This window comes from Phenylobacterium composti DSM 19425 (genome assembly GCF_059568645.1).
The window spans coordinates 1-17,336 of record NZ_JCANTT010000015.1; the positions used below are offsets into that span (position 1 = coordinate 1).

General features: G+C 70.9%; 16 protein-coding genes. 8 read left to right on the forward strand and 8 right to left on the reverse strand.

Annotated features, from left to right (window positions below; genetic code table 11):
• Positions 1-262 precede the first annotated feature (262 nt).
• From BO64_RS10385 to lpxK, 3 genes are read left to right on the forward strand one after another with little or no spacing between them, the layout of a single operon-like run.
• The gene (locus BO64_RS10385) at positions 263-1,240 is read left to right on the forward strand and encodes a cation diffusion facilitator family transporter (protein WP_496403226.1); all 978 of its coding nucleotides are present in this window, start codon (positions 263-265) and stop codon (positions 1,238-1,240) included.
• Complete coding sequence (locus BO64_RS10390; protein ID WP_496403227.1) at positions 1,237-2,481, forward strand: 3-deoxy-D-manno-octulosonic acid transferase; 1,245 nt, start codon at positions 1,237-1,239, stop codon at positions 2,479-2,481. Before BO64_RS10385 ends, BO64_RS10390 begins: the two co-directional genes overlap by 4 nt.
• Positions 2,478-3,467 carry a tetraacyldisaccharide 4'-kinase gene (gene lpxK, locus BO64_RS10395; protein WP_496403228.1) on the forward strand — a complete coding sequence of 330 codons (990 nt, stop codon included), beginning with the start codon at positions 2,478-2,480 and terminating at the stop codon, positions 3,465-3,467. The genes BO64_RS10390 and lpxK overlap by 4 nt, the downstream gene beginning before the upstream one ends.
• Here lpxK and BO64_RS10400 read toward each other — a convergent pair.
• Positions 3,464-4,546, reverse strand: a complete 1,083-nt coding sequence (locus BO64_RS10400) for a phosphotransferase family protein (RefSeq protein WP_496403229.1) — start codon at positions 4,544-4,546, stop codon at positions 3,464-3,466. The genes lpxK and BO64_RS10400 overlap by 4 nt on opposite strands.
• 116 nt (positions 4,547-4,662) lie before the next feature.
• Here BO64_RS10400 and BO64_RS10405 point away from each other — a divergent pair, with 116 nt between their 5' ends.
• Positions 4,663-5,115, forward strand: a complete 453-nt coding sequence (locus BO64_RS10405; RefSeq protein ID WP_496403230.1) for an SRPBCC family protein — start codon at positions 4,663-4,665, stop codon at positions 5,113-5,115.
• A 2-nt stretch (positions 5,116-5,117) separates the two neighbouring features.
• Here the strand turns inward: BO64_RS10405 and purD are convergent, their stop codons facing one another.
• Complete coding sequence (purD, locus tag BO64_RS10410; RefSeq protein ID WP_496403231.1) at positions 5,118-6,389, reverse strand: phosphoribosylamine--glycine ligase; 1,272 nt, start codon at positions 6,387-6,389, stop codon at positions 5,118-5,120.
• Positions 6,390-6,555: 166 nt separating this feature from the next.
• Here purD and BO64_RS10415 point away from each other — a divergent pair, with 166 nt between their 5' ends.
• The 3 genes from BO64_RS10415 (at position 6,556) to BO64_RS10425 (ending at position 9,856) form a co-directional block, all read left to right on the forward strand.
• Positions 6,556-7,197, forward strand: a complete 642-nt coding sequence (locus BO64_RS10415) for a sensor histidine kinase (protein WP_496403232.1) — start codon at positions 6,556-6,558, stop codon at positions 7,195-7,197.
• 6 nt (positions 7,198-7,203) lie between these two features.
• Positions 7,204-7,494: a SemiSWEET family sugar transporter gene (locus BO64_RS10420; protein WP_496403233.1), complete on the forward strand. Its 291-nt coding sequence runs from the start codon at positions 7,204-7,206 to the stop codon at positions 7,492-7,494.
• A 76-nt stretch (positions 7,495-7,570) separates the two neighbouring features.
• A complete protein-coding gene (locus BO64_RS10425) occupies positions 7,571-9,856 on the forward strand; it encodes an O-linked N-acetylglucosamine transferase, SPINDLY family protein (protein ID WP_496403234.1) in 2,286 nt (761 codons plus the stop codon).
• Here the strand turns inward: BO64_RS10425 and BO64_RS10430 are convergent.
• The 5 genes from BO64_RS10430 to rfbF are packed head-to-tail and all read right to left on the reverse strand — an operon-like array spanning position 9,853 to position 14,375.
• Complete coding sequence (locus BO64_RS10430) at positions 9,853-10,797, reverse strand: NAD-dependent epimerase/dehydratase family protein (RefSeq protein ID WP_496403235.1); 945 nt, start codon at positions 10,795-10,797, stop codon at positions 9,853-9,855. The two genes, BO64_RS10425 and BO64_RS10430, sit on opposite strands and share 4 nt — an antisense overlap.
• A complete protein-coding gene (locus tag BO64_RS10435; protein WP_496403236.1) occupies positions 10,794-11,324 on the reverse strand; it encodes a dTDP-4-dehydrorhamnose 3,5-epimerase family protein in 531 nt (176 codons plus the stop codon). Before BO64_RS10435 ends, BO64_RS10430 begins: the two co-directional genes overlap by 4 nt.
• The gene (locus BO64_RS10440; protein WP_496403237.1) at positions 11,324-12,562 is read right to left on the reverse strand and encodes a methyltransferase domain-containing protein; all 1,239 of its coding nucleotides are present in this window, start codon (positions 12,560-12,562) and stop codon (positions 11,324-11,326) included. The genes BO64_RS10435 and BO64_RS10440 overlap by 1 nt, the downstream gene beginning before the upstream one ends.
• Positions 12,559-13,641, reverse strand: coding sequence for a CDP-glucose 4,6-dehydratase (gene rfbG / locus BO64_RS10445; RefSeq protein ID WP_496403238.1), 1,083 nt, complete (start codon positions 13,639-13,641; stop codon positions 12,559-12,561). Before rfbG ends, BO64_RS10440 begins: the two co-directional genes overlap by 4 nt.
• Complete coding sequence (rfbF, locus tag BO64_RS10450; RefSeq protein ID WP_496403239.1) at positions 13,608-14,375, reverse strand: glucose-1-phosphate cytidylyltransferase; 768 nt, start codon at positions 14,373-14,375, stop codon at positions 13,608-13,610. The genes rfbG and rfbF overlap by 34 nt, the downstream gene beginning before the upstream one ends.
• 107 nt (positions 14,376-14,482) lie before the next feature.
• Between rfbF and BO64_RS10455 the strand changes: the two genes are divergently transcribed.
• Complete coding sequence (locus BO64_RS10455) at positions 14,483-15,298, forward strand: sulfotransferase family protein (protein ID WP_496403240.1); 816 nt, start codon at positions 14,483-14,485, stop codon at positions 15,296-15,298.
• Positions 15,299-15,601: 303 nt separating this feature from the next.
• On the opposite strand, the gene BO64_RS10460 is transcribed toward BO64_RS10455, so the two are convergent.
• Positions 15,602-17,284, reverse strand: a complete 1,683-nt coding sequence (locus BO64_RS10460; protein ID WP_496403241.1) for a calcium-binding protein — start codon at positions 17,282-17,284, stop codon at positions 15,602-15,604.
• Positions 17,285-17,336 lie beyond the last annotated feature (52 nt).

A 17,336-nucleotide genomic window follows, 5' to 3' on the forward strand; every position in this document is an offset into this window, starting at 1 on the left:
GCATCCGCGCCGCCCCCCGAACCCGCCTGGCGCGCCTCCGGCTGACCACGCCCTGTCATCCACTCCTCATCATCCCCGCGAATGCGGGGGCCAGGCTGCGTCGCCGTCCATCCCGCCATCCGAAGAATTCCCGCCCGCGCGGGAAAGCGTGGAGCCATGTCTGCTCGCCGGCGCCTTCCACGCCGTCCGTGCTTTCCGTGGCGCCCCCGGCGACCTCCCCGCCACATTGATCCCGACGCCGGTTCGCGGGACATAGGCTCCCATGGCGCACGCGCACCACGACCATGATCACGCCGATCATGACCACGACCACGCCCATGGTCATGGGCACGACCATGCGCACGGCTTCGGCCACCACCACCATGTCCCCGCCGACATGGGCCGGGCCTTCGCCATCGGCATCATCCTGAACATCGGCTTCGTGGCCGCCGAGACCGCGGCGGGCCTCTGGGCCGGCTCCCTCGCCCTGCTGGCCGACGCCGGCCACAACCTCTCGGACGTCCTGTCCCTGGTCCTGGCCTGGGGCGCCAACATCCTGGCCCGGCGCGCGCCGTCCGGCCGCCGCACCTACGGCCTGCGCAAGGCCACCATCCTGGCCTCCCTGGCCAACGCGGTCCTGCTGCTGGTGGCCGTGGGCGCCATCGTCTCCGAGGCGGTGCATCGCCTCAGCGAGCCGGCCGGGGTGGAGACCGGCTTCGTCATGGCCGTGGCGGGCCTGGGCGTGCTGATCAACGGCGTCACCGCCGCCCTCTTCATGCGCGGCAGCCATTCCGACCTCAATGTCCGCGGCGCCTTCCTGCACATGGCCGCCGACGCCGGCGTCTCCCTGGCCGTGGTGGTGGGCGCCTTCGCCATGGCCCGCACCGGCGTCCTGTGGATCGACCCGGCGCTCAGCGTGATCATCGCCGCCGTCATCGTCCTCGGCACCTGGGGCCTGCTGCGCGATTCCGCCGACCTCGCCCTCGACGCCGCGCCCCGGGGCATCGACGTGGACGAGGTGCGCCGCTGGCTGGCGTCCCAGCCGGGGGTGGAGGAGGTCCACGACCTGCACATCTGGGCCATGAGCACCACCGAGACGGCCCTGACCGCCCACATCCTGCGGCCCGACAACCGCGACGGCGACGCCTTCCTGCACGCCGTCAGCGAGGGCCTGGAGCGGCGCTTCAACATCATCCACGCCACCGTCCAGGTGGAGACCGAGGCCGGACGCGCCTGCCGCCTGCACGCCGAGGCGGTGTGACCCTTCCGCTCGTCCTCTACGGCGCGCTCACCGGGCTCATGGAGCCGGTCGCGCCCTTGGCGCTGAACGCCCGGGCCCGCCGCGGCAAGGAGGACCCGGCCCGCCTCGCCGAACGCCTGGGCCGACCCGCCGCCTCCCGACCGCCGGGACCGCTCGTCTGGCTGCACGGCGTCAGCGTCGGCGAGAGCCTCTCCCTCCTGCCCCTGGTCTCCGCCCTGCGGGAGCGCCGCCCCGATCTCGGCCTGCTCGTCACCTCCGGCACCGTCACCTCGGCAGGCGTCCTCGCCGACCGCCTGCCGCCCGGCGTCGTCCACCAGTACGCCCCGGTGGACGCCCCCGGCGCCGTGCGCCGCTTCCTCGTCCACTGGCGCCCCGACCTCGCCGTCTTCGTCGAGAGCGAGCTGTGGCCCAACGCCCTGCGCGCCGCCCGCCGCCGGGGCGTCAGGCTCGCCCTGCTCTCGGCGCGGATGACCGAGGCCAGCGCCCGGGGCTGGGCCCGCGTCCCGGCTTCCGCCCGCGAACTGCTCGGCGGCTTCGACCTTGTCATGGCCCAGGACGCCGCCACCGAAGCCCGCCTCGCCCGCCTGGGCGCCACAGTCGCCGGACGGCTGAACCTCAAGCGCGTGGGCGCGGCCCCGCCCGTGTCCGACGCCGCCCTCGCGGCCCTGCGCGCCGCCGTGGGCCGGCGGCAGGTGGTGCTGGCCGCCAGCACCCATCCCGGCGAGGAGGCCCTGATCGTCGCCGCCTTCCGCGCCGCCGTGGATGATCCGGCCTCTGCCCTGCTGATCCTCGCCCCGCGCCATCCCGATCGCGGCCCAGCCCTCGCCGCCGAATTCGGCGCCCCCCGCCGCAGCGCGGGCGAGCCGCCCGCCGGGCCGGTCTATGTGGCCGACACCCTCGGCGAGATGGGCCTGCTCTACCGGGCCGCCGACGTGGTGGTCATGGGCGGCGCCTTCGCCCCTGGCATCGGCGGCCACAATCCCCTGGAGGCCGCCCGCCTCGCCCGCGGGGTGATCACCGGCCCCGACGCTTTCAACGCCGCGGAGCTCTACGCCGAGATGACCGCCCAGGGCTGCGCCCTCGCCGTCCGGGACCAGGAAGCGCTGGCCGCCGGCCTGCGCGACCTGCTCGCCGATCCCGCCCGCCGCGCCCGGCTCGGCGAGGCCGCCCTCGCCTACGCCCGCAGCCAGGACGGGGCGCTGGACGCCGCCCTCGCCGCCCTGGAGCCCCTGCTGCCATGAAGCTCGCCACGCCCCGCTGGTGGTACAGCCGCGACCGCCGGGTGATGCCCATGACCCGGGGCCTGCTGACGCCCCTGTCCTGGATCTGGGCCGGGGTCACCGCCCGCCGCATCGCGCGCGCCCGCCCAGCGGATCCGGGCGTGCCGGTGATCTGCGTCGGCAACGTCACCCTCGGCGGGGCGGGCAAGACGCCCATCGTCCGCGAGATCGCCCGCCGCCTCGGCGGCCATGTCCTGACCCGCGGCTATGGCGGCCGTGAAGCCGGGCCTCTGCGGGTCGACCCGCAGGCGCACAGCGCCGCCGACGTGGGCGACGAGCCCCTGATGCTGGCCGTGGACCTGCCCGTCTGGGTCGCCCGCGACCGGGCCGCCGGCGCTCGGGCCGCCGCCGCCGCCGGCGCCCCGGTCCTGGTCATGGACGATGGCCATCAGAACCCGTCGCTGAAGAAAGCCCTGTCCCTGGTGGTGGTGGACGGCGAGACCCGGAACGGGGAATGGCCGTTCGGCGATGGCCGGGTGTTCCCCGCCGGCCCCATGCGCGAGCCGCTGGAGGCGGGCCTCGCCCGGGCCGACGCCAGCATCGTCCTGCTGCCCGCCGACATGGAGGCCGCCGATCCCGAGCTGCTGGCGGCCCTGGCGGCGCGCCCGGTGCTCATCGCCCGCCTGCAGCCGGCTGGCCCGCCGCCGGCGGGGCCGGTGCTGGGCTTCGCCGGCATCGGCAAGCCGTGGAAGTTCGAACGAGCCCTGACAGCCGCCGGGGCGCAGCTCGCCGACTTCGCCCCCTTCCCGGACCATTTCGCCTATGACGAGGCGACTCTGTCGTTGCTGGCCGACCGGGCCGCGCAGTTCAGGGCCGCCCTGGTCACCACCGAGAAGGACTGGGTGCGCCTGCCCCCGGCCTGGCGGGCCAGGGTCGCCCCCTGGCCCGTGCGGGCGGTGTTCGAGGACGAGGCCGCCCTCGACGCCGTCCTGCGGGGAAGGGGCTAGGACGCCCCTGCCTTCTTGGCGAACTCCCAGCTGGCCTGGGCCAGGGCCAGGACCCGGGGGCCCATGCTGGCGGCGTCGGGGTGGTTGGCCGTCCCGTCGCGGACCCGGCCCAGGATGCCCTGGACGATCCCGGCCAGACGGAAGGTGTTGTAGGCGAAGAACCAGTTGAGGTCGGGCAGGCCCGAACGGCCGGTCCGCTCGCAGTAGATTTCCACGGCCTCCTCGATGGTCGGAATGCCGTGGGCCTTGAGGTCGGGCAGTTGGGAGATGGTGCCGTTCACCCAGTTCATCAGCAGATAGGTGAAGTCGGCCAGGGGCTCGCCGAGGGTCGAGAGCTCCCAGTCCAGCACCGCCGCCACCCGCGGCTCGGTGGGGTGGAAGATCATGTTGTCCAGGCGGTAGTCGCCATGGACCACCGAGGTCCGCTCCTGGGTCGGGACGGTGGCCGGCAGCCACTCGATCAGCCGCTCCATCTCCTCGATGTGGCGGTCCTCCGAGGCCTTGTACTGCTTGGTCCAGCGGTCGACCTGCCGGGCCATGTAGTTGCCGGGCTTGCCGAAGTCCTCCAGGCCGATGGCCACGTAGTCGGTGTTGTGCAGGTCGGCCAGGGTGCGGATCTTGGCCTCGAAGATCGCCCGCCGCTCCTCAGGGCTGTAGGCCGGCAGGGTCTGGTCCCACAGGACCCGGCCCTCGACGCAGTCCATGACGTAGAACCAGGTGCCGATGACCGAGTCGTCCGTGCACAGGCCGTAGGTCCTGGCCACCGGGAAGCCCGTCGGCCCCAGGGCCGAGATCACCCGGTACTCCCGGTCCACCGCGTGCGCCGACGGCAGCAGCTTGCCCGGCGGCTTGCGGCGCAGCACGTACTTCCGGGCCGGGGTGATCAGCTGGTAGGTCGGGTTGGACTGGCCGCCCTTGAACTTGCGGACCTCCAGCGGCCCCGCATAGCCCTCGACGTTGGCCTCGAGCCACCGCTCCAGCGAGGCCTGGTCAAAGCGCTGCGCCTCGGGGACGGCCTCGGTGCCGGTGTTGGCCTTTTCCCGCTCCTGTTCGCCCGCGACATCAGACGTCACCGCCATGGCGCTCCCCTTCGTACAGTTGTTTGAACCCCTTGTAGCGATGCGGACCTTGCGGGAGCAAGGCGGGAAGCCGGCCTTGACCAGAGATCGGGAAGCGGGTTTGCCGGATGTCGCGCATGGCGACCGTCGACATCGAGACCATCATCGAGATCGAGGCGCCGCCGGACGAGGTCTGGCGGCGGATGGTCGACACCCGGGCCGCCTGGCGCTGGCTGGGCGCCTTCGGCTTCCGGCCCGTGGTGGGCCACCCCTTCGTCATGCAGCCCAGCCGCAAACGCCGCGACGAGGCCGACCTGGAAGGCGCGATCCAGTGCGAGGTGGAGGTGGTGGAGCCCGGCCGGCGGCTGCGCTTCAGCTGGACCTATCCAGGCCGCCCGCCCACCGAGGTGACCCTCGTACTGACGCCGATCCCGGGCGGCGCCCATGTGCGCCTGACCCACGCGGGATGGGAGGCCTTCGAGGACGAGGTGGCCCCCGACCGCATCGAAACCGCCGTGGCGGCCCTGGCCGAGCGCTGGTCCGACGAGGTGCTGCCCGACCTCAAGGCCCTGGTGGAGGCCGGCGGCTAGGCTCAGCTCCCCAGGGCGCGCCAGCCGATGTCGCGGCGGCAGAAGCCGTCCGCGTAGTCGATCCGGTCCACGGCGGCATAGGCGCGGTCCCGGGCGGCGCGCAGGTCTGCGCCCCGGGCGCAGACGTTGAGCACCCGCCCGCCGGCAGCGCGCAGCACCCCCTCGGCGTCCAGCTTGGTGCCCGCATGGAACACCACCACGCCCTCGCCGAGGTCGCCATCCAGCCCGCGGATCTCGCCGCCGGCCGCCGGCGTACCCGGATAGCCCTTCGCGGCCACCACGACGCACACCGCAGGCTCGTCGCGCCAGACCGGCGGGGGCAGATCCTTCAGCGTCCCCGTAGCGCAAGCCTTCAGGTAGGGAACGATGTCGCTCTCCAGCCGCAGCATCAGCACCTGACACTCCGGGTCGCCGAAGCGGACGTTGAACTCCACCAGCTTAGGGCCGGTCTTGGTCGCCATCAGCTCAACGAAGAGCACGCCGCGGTAGGGCGAACCGTCGGCGGCGATCCCGGCGAACGCCGGCTCCACCAGGCGCGTGCGGATTTGCTCGACCAGCTCGGGCGTGAAGACCGGCACCGGCGAATAGGTGCCCATGCCGCCGGTGTTCGGCCCCTGCTCGCCGTCGTAGGCGCGCTTGTGGTCCTGGGCCCAGCCGAAGATCATCGAGGTCTCGCCGTCACAGAGTGCGAACAGCGAACCGATCTCGCCCTCCAGGAACTCCTCGAGCACCACCCGCGCCCCGGCGGCGCCGAACCTCCCGCCGAACGCATCGTCAATGGCGGCTTCGGCCGCGGCGCGGTCCTGGGCGATCACCACGCCCTTGCCGGCGGCGAGGCCGTCGGCCTTGATCACATAGGGCGCCTCGAAGCGGTCCAGGGCGGCCTTGGCGGCGGCGGCGCTCTCGCACACCTCATAGGCCGACGTGGGCAGGCCGTGACGGTCGCAGAAGGCCTTGGTGAAGGCTTTGGAGCTCTCCAGCCGCCCGGCGCCCTTGGAGGGCCCGAAGCAGGCGATCCCCGCCTGCTCCAAGGCGTCGGCGAGACCGGCGTCGACCGACGACTCCGGCCCGATCACCACGAGGTCGGCGGCGATCTCCTTGGCCAGGGCCACCAGGCCCTCCACGTCCGTGGCGGCGACGTTGCGCAGTTCGGCCTGCGCGGCCATGCCGGGGTTGCCGGGGGCGGCCACCAGCCGCTTCACCAGCGGCGAGGCCGCGATCTTCCAGGCCAGCGCATGTTCACGGCCGCCCGAGCCCACGAGAAGGATGTTCATGGGGCGCCGCTTTGGCGGTCGGCCCGTCCGGGGTCAAGCCCCCGCGGCCCAGGGCCGCTGATCCAGGGCGCAAACCCGGGCGACGACCTCAATCCCCGACGACCGGACAGTGTGGCGATGCGCCGTGGTTCAAGACATGCTGCGCCGCCCCTCAGCGGAGATGACCATGCCCGCCGATGAAACTGCACGCCTCAGGCAGGCCCTGGCGGCCCAGACCGAGCTCCAGCGCGAGGCCGATCACCGGGTCAAGAACACCTTCCAGCTGATCTCCTCGCTCATCCTGCTCCAGGGGCGGCGAGCCCCGTACGAGAACACCCGCCAGGCGCTGGCGTCGGTGCAGCGCCGTGTCATCGCGGTGGCGGCGGCGCACCGCAACGTCTCACGCGAGAGCGGCGTGGAACGGGTGGACCTCGCCGTCCTGGTGCGCGAACTGGCCGGCGCCATCGCCGGCGTGACAGCGCGCGACGGCGTCGACATCGCCCTCGACCTGGCCCCTATCGTGATCAACGCCCGAGACGCCGCGCCCCTGGCGCTGATCGTCAACGAGCTGCTGGGCAACGCCCTGAGCCATGCTTTTCCGGACGGCCGGGGAGGCCGCGTGACCGTGACCCTGCAAGCCTCGCAGGACGGCTTCGACCTGACGGTGGCCGACGACGGGGTGGGCGCGCCGGGCGGCGGTCCGGTCGGATTCGGACGCACCATCGTCCAGCTGCTCGCCCAGCAGCTCCACGCAACACTCTCGACCGTGGAGACGCAACCCGGCCTGCGCGTCACCGTTAGCGTCCCAGTGGACCTGGCTCAGCCTTGAGGACCGATGGACGCGTCGCAGATCGCCAATGTGGTGGGTACGGGCGCCGCCCTGTGCTCGATGACCAGCTTCGCGCCGCAGATTCTCAAGATCTGGCGCGAACGTGACGCCGCCCAGGTGTCGCTGCGCATGTACGCCATCACCGTCACGGGCTTCACGCTCTGGATCATCTACGGCGTGCTGATCGGCAGCTGGCCCGTGACGGGCGCCAACACCGTCTGCCTGATCATGTCGGCCACCATCCTGGCCCTGAAATGGCGCTTCTCCCGCGCCGACCCTCGCCCACGACAGGCCTAGTCATCAGGACGCACCCACCGTAAGTGCCTAACCCTCGGCCTGTGGTGTCGAGGCAAGCGCTGGAGTGGGAAATCGGATGCGAGAGCGGTTGGCGGCGGCGCAAGCAGCGTTGAAGAGCGGGCGGTCTGCCGAGGCCATCGATCATCTCCGCGCCGTCCTGTCCGAGGCTCCGGACCAGCCAGTCGGCGTCTACCAGACCCTGGCCGTGCAGCTCTATCGCGCCGGCCAGCATGCCGAGGCCCTGGAATGGGTCCACAAGGCGGCAAGCCGCTATCCCCGCAACGTCGACCTCCGCAATCTGGAGGGCGTCCTGCTGCGCCGGCTCGGGCGACTGGACGAGGCGGCCGAAGTGCTGAAAGCGGCCCTGCGGCTGCAGCCTTCGAACAGCTCCGCGCTCTTCAATCTCGGCAACGTTCACCTCGACCGTGAGGACGCGGCGGCCGCGGAACCGATCTTCACCCGCCTCGTCCGGGCCGAACCGAAGAACGCCGAGTACCAGCGGATGCTTTCCCGGGCCCTGCGTCGCCTCGGACGGCATGACGCCGCCCTCGCCCGCCTGCGCCAGGCGGTCCTGCTGAACCGCACGTCGCTCGACGCCTGGCTCGACCTCGTCGGGCTGCTCATGGAGATGCGACGGGACGACGAGGTCGTCGAGGCCCTGGATCGGGCCGCCGCGATCTTCCCGCATGTGGAGAAGTTCCAGGAAGGCCGCATCACCAACCTGCGTCGACGCGACGGGCGCGACGCGGCCATCGCCGCCCTTCAGGACATGGTGGCCAAGGAGCCGGGGCTGGCCTGGGCGCACCGCCAGCTGGGGCAGTTGCTCGGCGAGTTCGACCGTGAGCGGGGGAACGAACATCTCCGCCGCGCCGCGGCCCTGGCCCCGGACGACATCGAAACCCGCTTCGCCCTGGCCGAGAGCCTGCAGCGGTCACGCTACGGCGACGAGGCGGCCCACATTGAAGAGTCCTATCAGGTGATCCGCGAGGCCCCCGGCCTGCGCCACCTGCACCCGCGCCACAAGAAGGCCGCCACCGAGATCTTCCAGCGGGTGGGCGACTACGAGCGGCTGAATCAGCTGGGTCCGCTGCAGGAGCTGGGCCGCGGTTTCGTCGCCGCCGGCATGCACGCGCCGCTGATGGCGCTGCTGTCGAGGGTTCGGACGCCGGAGGACCGTCGGAATCTCGTGGAACTCCACCGCAGCTGGGGCCGGCAGATCGAGGCCATCGCCGCCCAGCAGCCGATCCACCATGCCCCGCCGACCGTTGGGCGCGCAAAGCTGCGCATCGGCCTGATGTCGTCCGACCTGCGCGCGCACCCGGTCGGGTGGTTCACCCTGCCGCTGCTGAAGCACTACGACCGCGAACGCTTCGAGGTCTATTGCTACTCGTTCAAGACCGGTGAGGCCGACCAGGCGCAGCGCGCCATGGCCAAGATGGTGGACGCCTTCCGCTGGCGCTCCGACATCACCGACCGCGACGCGGCGCAGATGATCGCCGACGACCAGCTGGACATGCTGATCGAGCTCGGCGGCTCCACCCACATGAACAAGCTTGAGGTCATGGCCTGGAAGCCGGCGCCGCTCTCGGCGAGCTGGCTGGGCTATGCCCACTCCGCCGGCCCGTCGACGATCGACTACCTCGTACTCGACCCGTTCATGAAACCCGAGGACCCCGCGCTGCTGATCGAACAGCCGCTCATGCTGCCGCATTGCTGGTACAGCCTGGCCCCGGACATTTACCGGGACGATCCGGCCCTCAATCCGCAGGCGCCTGTGGAGCGGAACGGCTACGTCACCTTCGGCACCGCCAACAATCCCTACAAGTACGGCCCCGAATTGCTGGCGAGCTGGGGTCGGATCATGGCCCGCACGCCGGACTCCCGCTTCCTGTTCATTCGCCCCGAGGGCGGCTCGCCGAGCTTCCGGGCGCACATGACCGCCGCCTTTGCGGCGCAGGGAATCTCCTCCGACCGCATTCTGTTCGAGCCGGTCCGCGGCAAGCACCTGCCGTTCTACAACCAGATCGACATGTCGCTGGACACCTTCCCGCAGACGGGCGGCACCACCACGTGCGAATCCCTCTGGATGGGCGCGCCGGTGATCAGCCTGGTGGGCGAGGCCCTTTACGAGCGGCTCAGCTATTCGGTGCTGAGCAACGTCGGCCTTGCCGATCTGTGCGCCCGTTCGGTGGAGGAATATGAGGACCTGGCCGTCGGGCTTGCGAGCGACCCGGCCAGGATAGGCGAGCTGCGCCGGACCATGCGGCCGCGCATGAAGGACAGCCCTCTCGGCCGCACCCAGGCCTGGGCCGAAGACTTCTTCGAGGCGGTGACCCGCACGATCAACGACCGCCGGGGCTAGGCGGGACTCGCCTGCAAGAATCCCGCGGCCTGCACCCGGCGGTAGTAGTCCACATAGGCGTCCCAGAACGCCGGCGCGTCCGACTCGGCCAGGCAGGGCTCCGAGTTCGCCCGCCGAAGCGGTTCGGGAAAGGCCCGCTGTTCGTGTTGGATGAGGGCGCAGGCCATGCCAGTCCTGGACCGCACCTCGCCGGCGACGCGTTCGGCGAAATCGCCGATCCGCTCCACATGACCCGAAGGCCGGAACGCCGCCGGCGCTCGCGCCTCAAGCATGCGATTAGCCGCGGCCACATAGGCGAGAGCCAGGCGCGGCGCGGGCACATGATCCCGCACATAGTCCGGCGTCCGGATCTCCGCGGCTCGGCCCTCCGTCCAGGCCTGGAACAGCGACCACACGAGGCGCCCCTCTTCCCAGGGCCCGAACGGCGCCGGGATCACGAACTTGCCGAACGCCAGGCCGGCGGCGGCCGCCAGTTCGCCCTGGGCGTCGTTGGTGCGCGCCTTCGACAGGCCATAGGGGCTGGCGGCTTCGCCCCCCCCGCCCTCGCCCCGCTCGAAATAGGTGCCGGTGGCCAGCATCGCCCGGCCGCCGGCCGCCGCGAAGGCGGCGATGGCTTCCGGCACGCCCCGCAGGTTCCGGGCCACCCCGGCTTCCACGTCATAGTCCGGGCGCCGGTAGCCGGGGATGTCGGCGGCGTGGTGGGCAAAGAGATCGGCCCGGGCCGCCGCCACCAGGTCAAGAAAGGCCGCCGACTCCACCGGCGCCTGAGGCGCGATCTCGGCGACGCCCGCGAGCGCCGCCACGCGCTGGGCGCGAAGGCCGGCATAGTCGCCCAGCGCACGCCGCAGCGGCGCCACCACCCGCCAACCGGCCTCCGCGAGCGCCCTGGCGATCCAGAAGCCGGTGAACGAGCTTGCGCCGGTAAGAAGGACCGTCTTCACGCCCGGTAGTCCGCCCAGGTGCGGTCCCGCTCCGAAATGACGGCGGGGGGCGCGGGCCAGGCGATCCCGAAGGCCGGATCGTCGAACCGCACTCCGGCTTCGCGGCCAGGCCGGTAGGCGGGGCTGATCTGGTAGAGGACGTCGGTGTCCCGCTCGAGCGTCAGGAAGCCGTGCGCCACCCCCTCGGGGATGAACAGGGCGTCCATAGCCTCGGCCGACAGTTCCGCCGCCGTCCAGCGGCGGTAGGTAGGACTCTCCGGGCGCAGGTCCACGGCTACGTCGAAGATTCGGCCCCGTACCACCCTGACCAGCTTGGTCTCCGCATGCGGCGCGGCCTGGTAGTGCATTCCCCTCAGGGTATGCAGGTGGGGGTTGCGGGACAGGCTCGTCTGGACCGGTTCGAAGGGAAGACCGGCGGCGGCGAACTCCTCGGGGCAGTGCAGCCGCGCGAAGCTGCCGCGCGCATCGCCCCGCGGCTGGGCCTCCACCCGCCAGACGCCAGCCAGGGTCGTCGGCGAGAAGCGCATCAGTCCAGGATCCGCGTCACCGGCGAGGCGGTGACGAAACGGCCGCCCCAGTCACGGACATAGGCCAGCTGGCCCATGATCTCGTCCTTCAGGTTCCAGGGCAGGATGAGCACGTAGTCCGGGCGCACTTCAGCGACCCGGTCTGGGCTGAGGATCGGCACGTGGCTGCCGGGCAGGTGGCGGCCCTGCTTGGCCGGATTGGCGTCGAAGGCGCAGACGATGTCGTCGGGGCTCACGCCCGCATAGTTGAGGAAGGTGTTGCCCTTGGCCGCCGCGCCATAGGCGGCGATCCGTTTCCCTTCGGCCTTCGCCGTGGCGAGGAAGGCCCGGAAGCTGTCGCGCACGGCTTCGACCCGCGGGGTGAAGTCGGCATAGGTCTCGATCCGGCCCAGGCCTGCGGCCGCCTCATCGGCGCGCAGGCTCCGCAGGGCGTCCGTTTGCTCCCGTCCCGAGGTCCGCAGGGCGCAGTAGAGGCGGAGGGAGCCGCCATGGGTCGGCAGGCGCTCCACGTCGAAGGGCATCAGGTCGTTGGCCGCCAGCACCTGCTCCACCGCCAGCAGCGACAGGTAGCTGAAGTGCTCGTGGTAGATCGTGTCGAACTGCACCTGCTCGATCAGGTTCAGGAGGTGCGGGAACTCGAAGGTCAGCACCCCTTGCGGCTTCAGCACATGCCGGAAGCCGGCCACGAAGCTGTTGATGTCGGGGACATGGGCCAGGACGTTGTTGGCCGCCATCAGGTCGGCCCGGTCGCCCCGCGCGGCCAAGGCCTGGGCCGTCTGCTCGTTGAAGAAGACCGTGTCGGTGCGCACGCCCCGCGCCCGCGCCGCTTCGGCGGTGTTGGCGGTGGGCTCGATGCCCAGCACGGGGATGTCCATGGCCACGAAGTGCTGCAGCAGGTAGCCGTCGTTGCTGGCCACCTCGATCACCAGGGACTCGGGCCCCAGGCCGAACCGCTCGGTCATGGCCACCGCATAGCGCCGGGCGTGCTCCACCCAGCCCGCCGAATAGGAGGAGAAGTAGGCGTATTCGGCGTCGAAGATCGCCTCGGCCGGCACCACGTCATCGGCCTGGACGAGGAAGCACCGGCCGCAGACCCGGGTGTGCAGCGGATAGGCCCGCTCGGTCCTCGCCGCGAGTTGCTCGGGCGTCAGGTAGCTGTTGGCCAGCGGCTGGCGCCCGAGGTCGAGAAAGGTCTGGGTGAGCGGAGCGCGGCAGAAGCGGCAGGCGGGCGTGGTCATGGGCGGTCTTCGTAGGCGGCGATCTGCGCCTCGCACAAGGCCAGGGCCGCCTCGCCCTGGGCCTGGCGCCGGTACCAGTCCATGGTCAGGGCCACGGCCTCGGGCGCCTCATAGCGGCTCTCGAAACCCAGGGCCTGGCGGGCGAGGCTCGCGTCGATGGCCAGGGCCTTGGCTTCGATCGACTGCGGATCGGGCTCGTAACGCCAGGGCTGGCCGCCCAGGGCCTGCACCCCGAGGGTGGCGAGTTCGCCGACGGTGACGGCCGGGCCGCCGGGCCGGGGGCCGAAGTTCAGCGCCCGGGGCGTGGCCGGATCGGTCGCCAGGGCTTCCAGATGGCGGAAGTAGCCGGCCAGACAGTCCAGCACATGCTGCCAGGGGCGGGTGGCCTCGGGATGGCGCAGCACCACGGCCTCGCCGGCGCCGACGGCGCGCACGATGTCGGCCACCAGCCGGTCGCGGGAGAAGTCGCCGCCACCGATGACATTGCCGCCGCGGGCGGTGGCCACCCGCACGCCGCGGTTTTCGAAATAGGTCTGGGCGAAGCTGCGGACGACGATCTCGGCAGCGGCCTTCGAGGCGGAATAGGGATCCTTGCCGCCCAGGGGATCGCCCTCCTGAAAGGCGCGGCCGGTATCGGCGTTGGCGTAGACCTTGTCCGAGGTGATCACCAGGATCGCCTGGAGCGCCTCCTGGCCGCGGAGCGCCTGCAGCAGATGCGCCGTACCCATGACATTGGCCCCAAAGGCGGCCACCGGCTCCTCGATGGCGGCCCGGACGATCGCCTGGGCGGCCATGTGCAGCACGATGTCGAAGCGCCGGCCCGCGACGGCGGCGGCCACGGCGGCCGGATTGCGCAGGTCCACGAAGCGGGAGTCGACCAGCTTCGAGACCCCGACGAGGTCGAACAGGCTCGGCCGCTGGTCGGGCGGCAGCGCCAGGCCTGTGACCTCGGCGCCCATCCTGGCCAGCCAGACGGCCGCCCAGGCGCCCTTGAAGCCCGTATGGCCGGTGAGCAGGACCCGTTTGCCGGCCCAGAAGCCGGGGTTCACCGCCGCCACGGCGCAGTCCCGGCGGCCCACAGGGCCTCGAGGTGGTTCTTGTCGCGCAGGGTGTCCATGGCCGCCCAGAAGCCGTTGTGGCGATAGGCCATGAGCTGGCCGTCCCGGGCGAGGCCCTCCAGGGGCTCGGCTTCCCACGACGTGGCGTCGCCGGCGATGCGGTCGATCACCTCGGGCTGCAGGACGAAGAAGCCGCCATTGATCACCGCATTGTCGCCCGGGGGCTTCTCGGTGAAACGCTCCACCTGGCGGTCGCGGATGTCCAGGGCGCCGTAGCGGCCCGGCGGCGCCACGGCGGTGATGGTGGCCGCCTTGCCGTGGCTGCGGTGAAAGGCGGTGAGGGCGGCCAGGTCCACATCGGAGAGGCCGTCGCCATAGGTGAAGTGGAACGGCTCGCCGGGGGTCAGATAGCTGGCCACGCGCTTCAGCCGGCCGCCGGTCATGGTCTCGGCGCCGGTCTCCACCAGGGTCACCCGCCAGGGCTCATGATTGGTGGCGTGATACTCGATCGCGCCCTTCGCCAGGTCGACCGTGAGGTCGGCGTTATGGAGCACGTAGTTGGCGAAGTACTCCTTGATCACATAGCCCTTGTAGCCGAGGCAGACGATGAAATCGTTGAAGCCCGCCGCCGAATACAGCTTCATGATGTGCCAGAGGATCGGGCGACCGCCGATCTCGATCATCGGCTTGGGCCGAAGGTGACTTTCCTCCGAGATTCGCGTTCCCAGGCCCCCGGCCAGGATTACCGTCTTCATTGATTCAAGGCGCCTTCTCACGCATCGCTGCGGCGTGCGATTGACCTCTTAACCGCTCCCCGGCAGGCGGACCAGTGCCGCGGGCGACAGCGTTTCAGGATGGGCGTATGGCGTTGAACGGACTTGGAGATCAGGCGACCGGGGCCGTATCGGGGGCGAGGTCGGGCGCGGCGCCGCGCCCGGCGGCGGACTTCCTGGTGATCGGCGTGCAGAAGGCCGGCACCACGGCCCTCTACGCCTATCTTCGCCAGCACCCCGAGCTGTACCTGCCCGAGGTCAAGGAGGCCCACTATTTCGACGATGAGAGCCGGGACTGGGGCGGCCCCGACCATGCCGACTACGAGCGGCTGTTCCTGAACGGCGCGGCGGCGGCGGCGCGGGGCGAGGTGACGCCCATCTATATCTACTGGCCGAGGTGCCTGGAGCGGATCAGGGCCTACAATCCCGCCATGCGGCTTGTCCTCCTGCTGCGCGATCCGGTGGAGCGGGCCTGGTCCCATTGGCGCATGGAGCGCTCCCGGGGCGCAGAGACGGCCGACTTCAGCTGGTGCATCCGCGAGGGACGCGCGCGCCTCGCGGCGAGCGAACCCGCCGGCTTCCATCGCGAATATTCCTATGTGGAACGCGGCTTCTATGGCCGCCAGATTCAGCGGCTCTACAGCCTCTTTCCGCGGGACCAGGTTCTGATCCTGCGCTGTGAGGACCTCGACGCCGATCCCACCGGAACGGTGGGCAGGGTGAGCGCCTTCCTGGGCGTCGGGGCTCCGCCGCCCCTGGCGCCGCAGAGGGTTCATGTGGGCCAGGAGGTGAAAGGCGCACGGTTGGCCGCCGCCGATGCGGACTATCTCAGGGCGCTCTACGCCGATGACGACCGGTTGCTGACCGAGCTGACCGGGCTGAGCTTCCAGACGACCAGCGGCTAACCGACACGTGATTCACGGCGCGCTTTCGCGCAACGACGGATTCAGCTAGGCTCATCTGTCAGCCTAGCTCTCCATGGCTGTGTCGCTTTGGCCGGGCGGTGGATCGAGGGATTCGCCGCCCGGTCTTTGTTTCAGCGGCCCTTCAGGCTTCCTGCATCTGCTGAACCGCTCGCCGCCGCCCGAACTGGGCGACCGGCGCGGCGCGCCTGTGTGCGGGTCGCCCGGCGCCCGCGAACAGTGTGCGCAAAAGAAAAGGGGCCGCCCGAAGGCGGCCCCTCCCCAAAGGTCTTCGAAGCTCGAAGCTTAGATGAAGTTCGAGCCGTCGATGTCGGCCAGGGTACGGCCAACCAGCACCACCGCGTTGTCGATGGTGTTGTTGCCGTCGCCGTCGACGAACACCACGACGTCCGACCCCACCTGCACCACGACGATGTCGCGGGCGTTGACCGTGATCGCCGTCTGGGCCTGGCTGAGAGCCGCGTCGTACGAGGCCGCAGTGGTTTCCTCGTAGTTCGTGCTCGTGACCGTAACGCCGAAGGACAGCTTGTCGACGCCTTCCCAGTCGCGGATCTGGTCGAGCGAGCCGCCGACCGTGCTGGAGTCGCCGGTGGCGAAGACGAAGGTGTCCGCGCCAGCGCCGCCGAACAGGACGTCAACGCCGGCGCCGCCGGTGATCACGTCCACGCCGCCGCCGCCGTTGATCGTGTCGTTGCCGTCGCCGCCGACGAGGATGTCGTTGCCGGCGCCCGCAGTGATCGAGTCGTGGCCATCGGCACCGTTGACGAGGTTGTCGCCGTCGCCAACGTTGATCGTGTCGTTGCCCGCGCCACCGTCGATGGTGTCGTCACCAGCGCCCGCCACGACCGTGTTGTTGCCGGAGTCGAGGTCGACGTAGTTGTCGCCTTCGCCGGCGTCGATCGAGTCGTTGCCCGCGCCGGCGTCGATGGTGTCGTTGCCCGCACCACCGAGGACGGTGTCGTTGCCGGCGCCGGCGTCGATCGAGTCGTCGCCTTCACCGCCGTCGATCAGGTCGTTGCCAGCCGCGCCGACGATGGTGTCGTCGCCAGCTTCGCCCAGCAGGGTGTCGTTACCGGCGCCGGCCACGATCGAGTCGTCACCGAGGTTGCCGTTCAGGTACTTGGCGCCGCCGCCCTGAGCGTCGATGACGTCGTTGCCCTGACCGCCGGTCACCGTGTCGGCGCCGTTGCCGGTGAGGGTGATGAGGTCGGCGCCCTGGCCGCCCGCGATCACGTTGCCCGCGCCCGCCGCGTTGATGGTGTCGTCGCCCTCACCACCATAGATGGTGTTGGCGCCAGCGCCGCCGTCCAGGACGTCGTCGCCGTCTTCACCGTAGATGGTGTCGTTGCCGGCGCCGCCGACGACGGTGTCGTCACCCAGGTTGCCGAAGAGCAGGTCGTTGCCCGAGCCACCAACGATCAGGTCGTTGCCCTGACCGCCGTACAGCCATTGGGTCCCGGTGGCGCCCGAGGCGGTGATGGTGTCGTCGCCCAGGTTGCCGTGGGCGAAGTTGAACGACGCATCGCCCTGGTTGTCGATGGTGTCGTCGCCCTGGCCGCCGTAGACCGAGTCCGAACCATTGCCGCCGACCAGCGAGTCGTCGCCTTGACCGCCGTGCAGCAGGTCGTTGCCGTTGCCGCCCGTCAGGGTGTCGTTGCCGCCAAAGCCGAACAGGGCGTCGTTCGTGTTCACGCCGTCAGCGGTGTTGGCGCCGGCGGTGCCCACGTACAGCACCGAGCTGTCGGGGAACACGGCGACATTGCGGCCGCCGAGCGCGGCCACCGAGAAGTTCAGCGACTTGCCGCCGAACACGACCTGATAAGCCTCAGGCGTCGTGGCGGTGGCCGGAACGTAAACGACGTTGGCGAGAGTCGCCGTCTGACCCGCGCCAGTGAAGACGATCACGTCATCCGCCGTGAACGCCGCCGCCTGCTCCGGCGTCATCGATTCCCAAACATAGCTAGCCATTAGTCTCTCCAGTCTGTGTCACACGGACCCCCGGCACGCCTGACCCCCATTC

What these genes read in the sequence shown, in the direction of transcription:
- BO64_RS10435 (WP_496403236.1), bottom strand. Translation starts at nt 11,324, where the DNA reads ATGCGCTTCTCGCCGACGACCCTGGCTGGCGTCTGGCGGGTGGAGGCC.
- BO64_RS10460 (WP_496403241.1), bottom strand. Translation starts at nt 17,284, where the DNA reads ATGGCTAGCTATGTTTGGGAATCGATGACGCCGGAGCAGGCGGCGGCG.
- rfbF (WP_496403239.1), bottom strand. Translation starts at nt 14,375, where the DNA reads ATGAAGACGGTAATCCTGGCCGGGGGCCTGGGAACGCGAATCTCGGAG.
- lpxK (WP_496403228.1), top strand. Translation starts at nt 2,478, where the DNA reads ATGAAGCTCGCCACGCCCCGCTGGTGGTACAGCCGCGACCGCCGGGTG.
- purD (WP_496403231.1), bottom strand. Translation starts at nt 6,389, where the DNA reads ATGAACATCCTTCTCGTGGGCTCGGGCGGCCGTGAACATGCGCTGGCC.
- BO64_RS10455 (WP_496403240.1), top strand. Translation starts at nt 14,483, where the DNA reads ATGGCGTTGAACGGACTTGGAGATCAGGCGACCGGGGCCGTATCGGGG.
- BO64_RS10420 (WP_496403233.1), top strand. Translation starts at nt 7,204, where the DNA reads ATGGACGCGTCGCAGATCGCCAATGTGGTGGGTACGGGCGCCGCCCTG.
- BO64_RS10415 (WP_496403232.1), top strand. Translation starts at nt 6,556, where the DNA reads ATGCCCGCCGATGAAACTGCACGCCTCAGGCAGGCCCTGGCGGCCCAG.
- BO64_RS10440 (WP_496403237.1), bottom strand. Translation starts at nt 12,562, where the DNA reads ATGACCACGCCCGCCTGCCGCTTCTGCCGCGCTCCGCTCACCCAGACC.
- BO64_RS10425 (WP_496403234.1), top strand. Translation starts at nt 7,571, where the DNA reads ATGCGAGAGCGGTTGGCGGCGGCGCAAGCAGCGTTGAAGAGCGGGCGG.
- BO64_RS10400 (WP_496403229.1), bottom strand. Translation starts at nt 4,546, where the DNA reads ATGGCGGTGACGTCTGATGTCGCGGGCGAACAGGAGCGGGAAAAGGCC.
- BO64_RS10405 (WP_496403230.1), top strand. Translation starts at nt 4,663, where the DNA reads ATGGCGACCGTCGACATCGAGACCATCATCGAGATCGAGGCGCCGCCG.
- BO64_RS10385 (WP_496403226.1), top strand. Translation starts at nt 263, where the DNA reads ATGGCGCACGCGCACCACGACCATGATCACGCCGATCATGACCACGAC.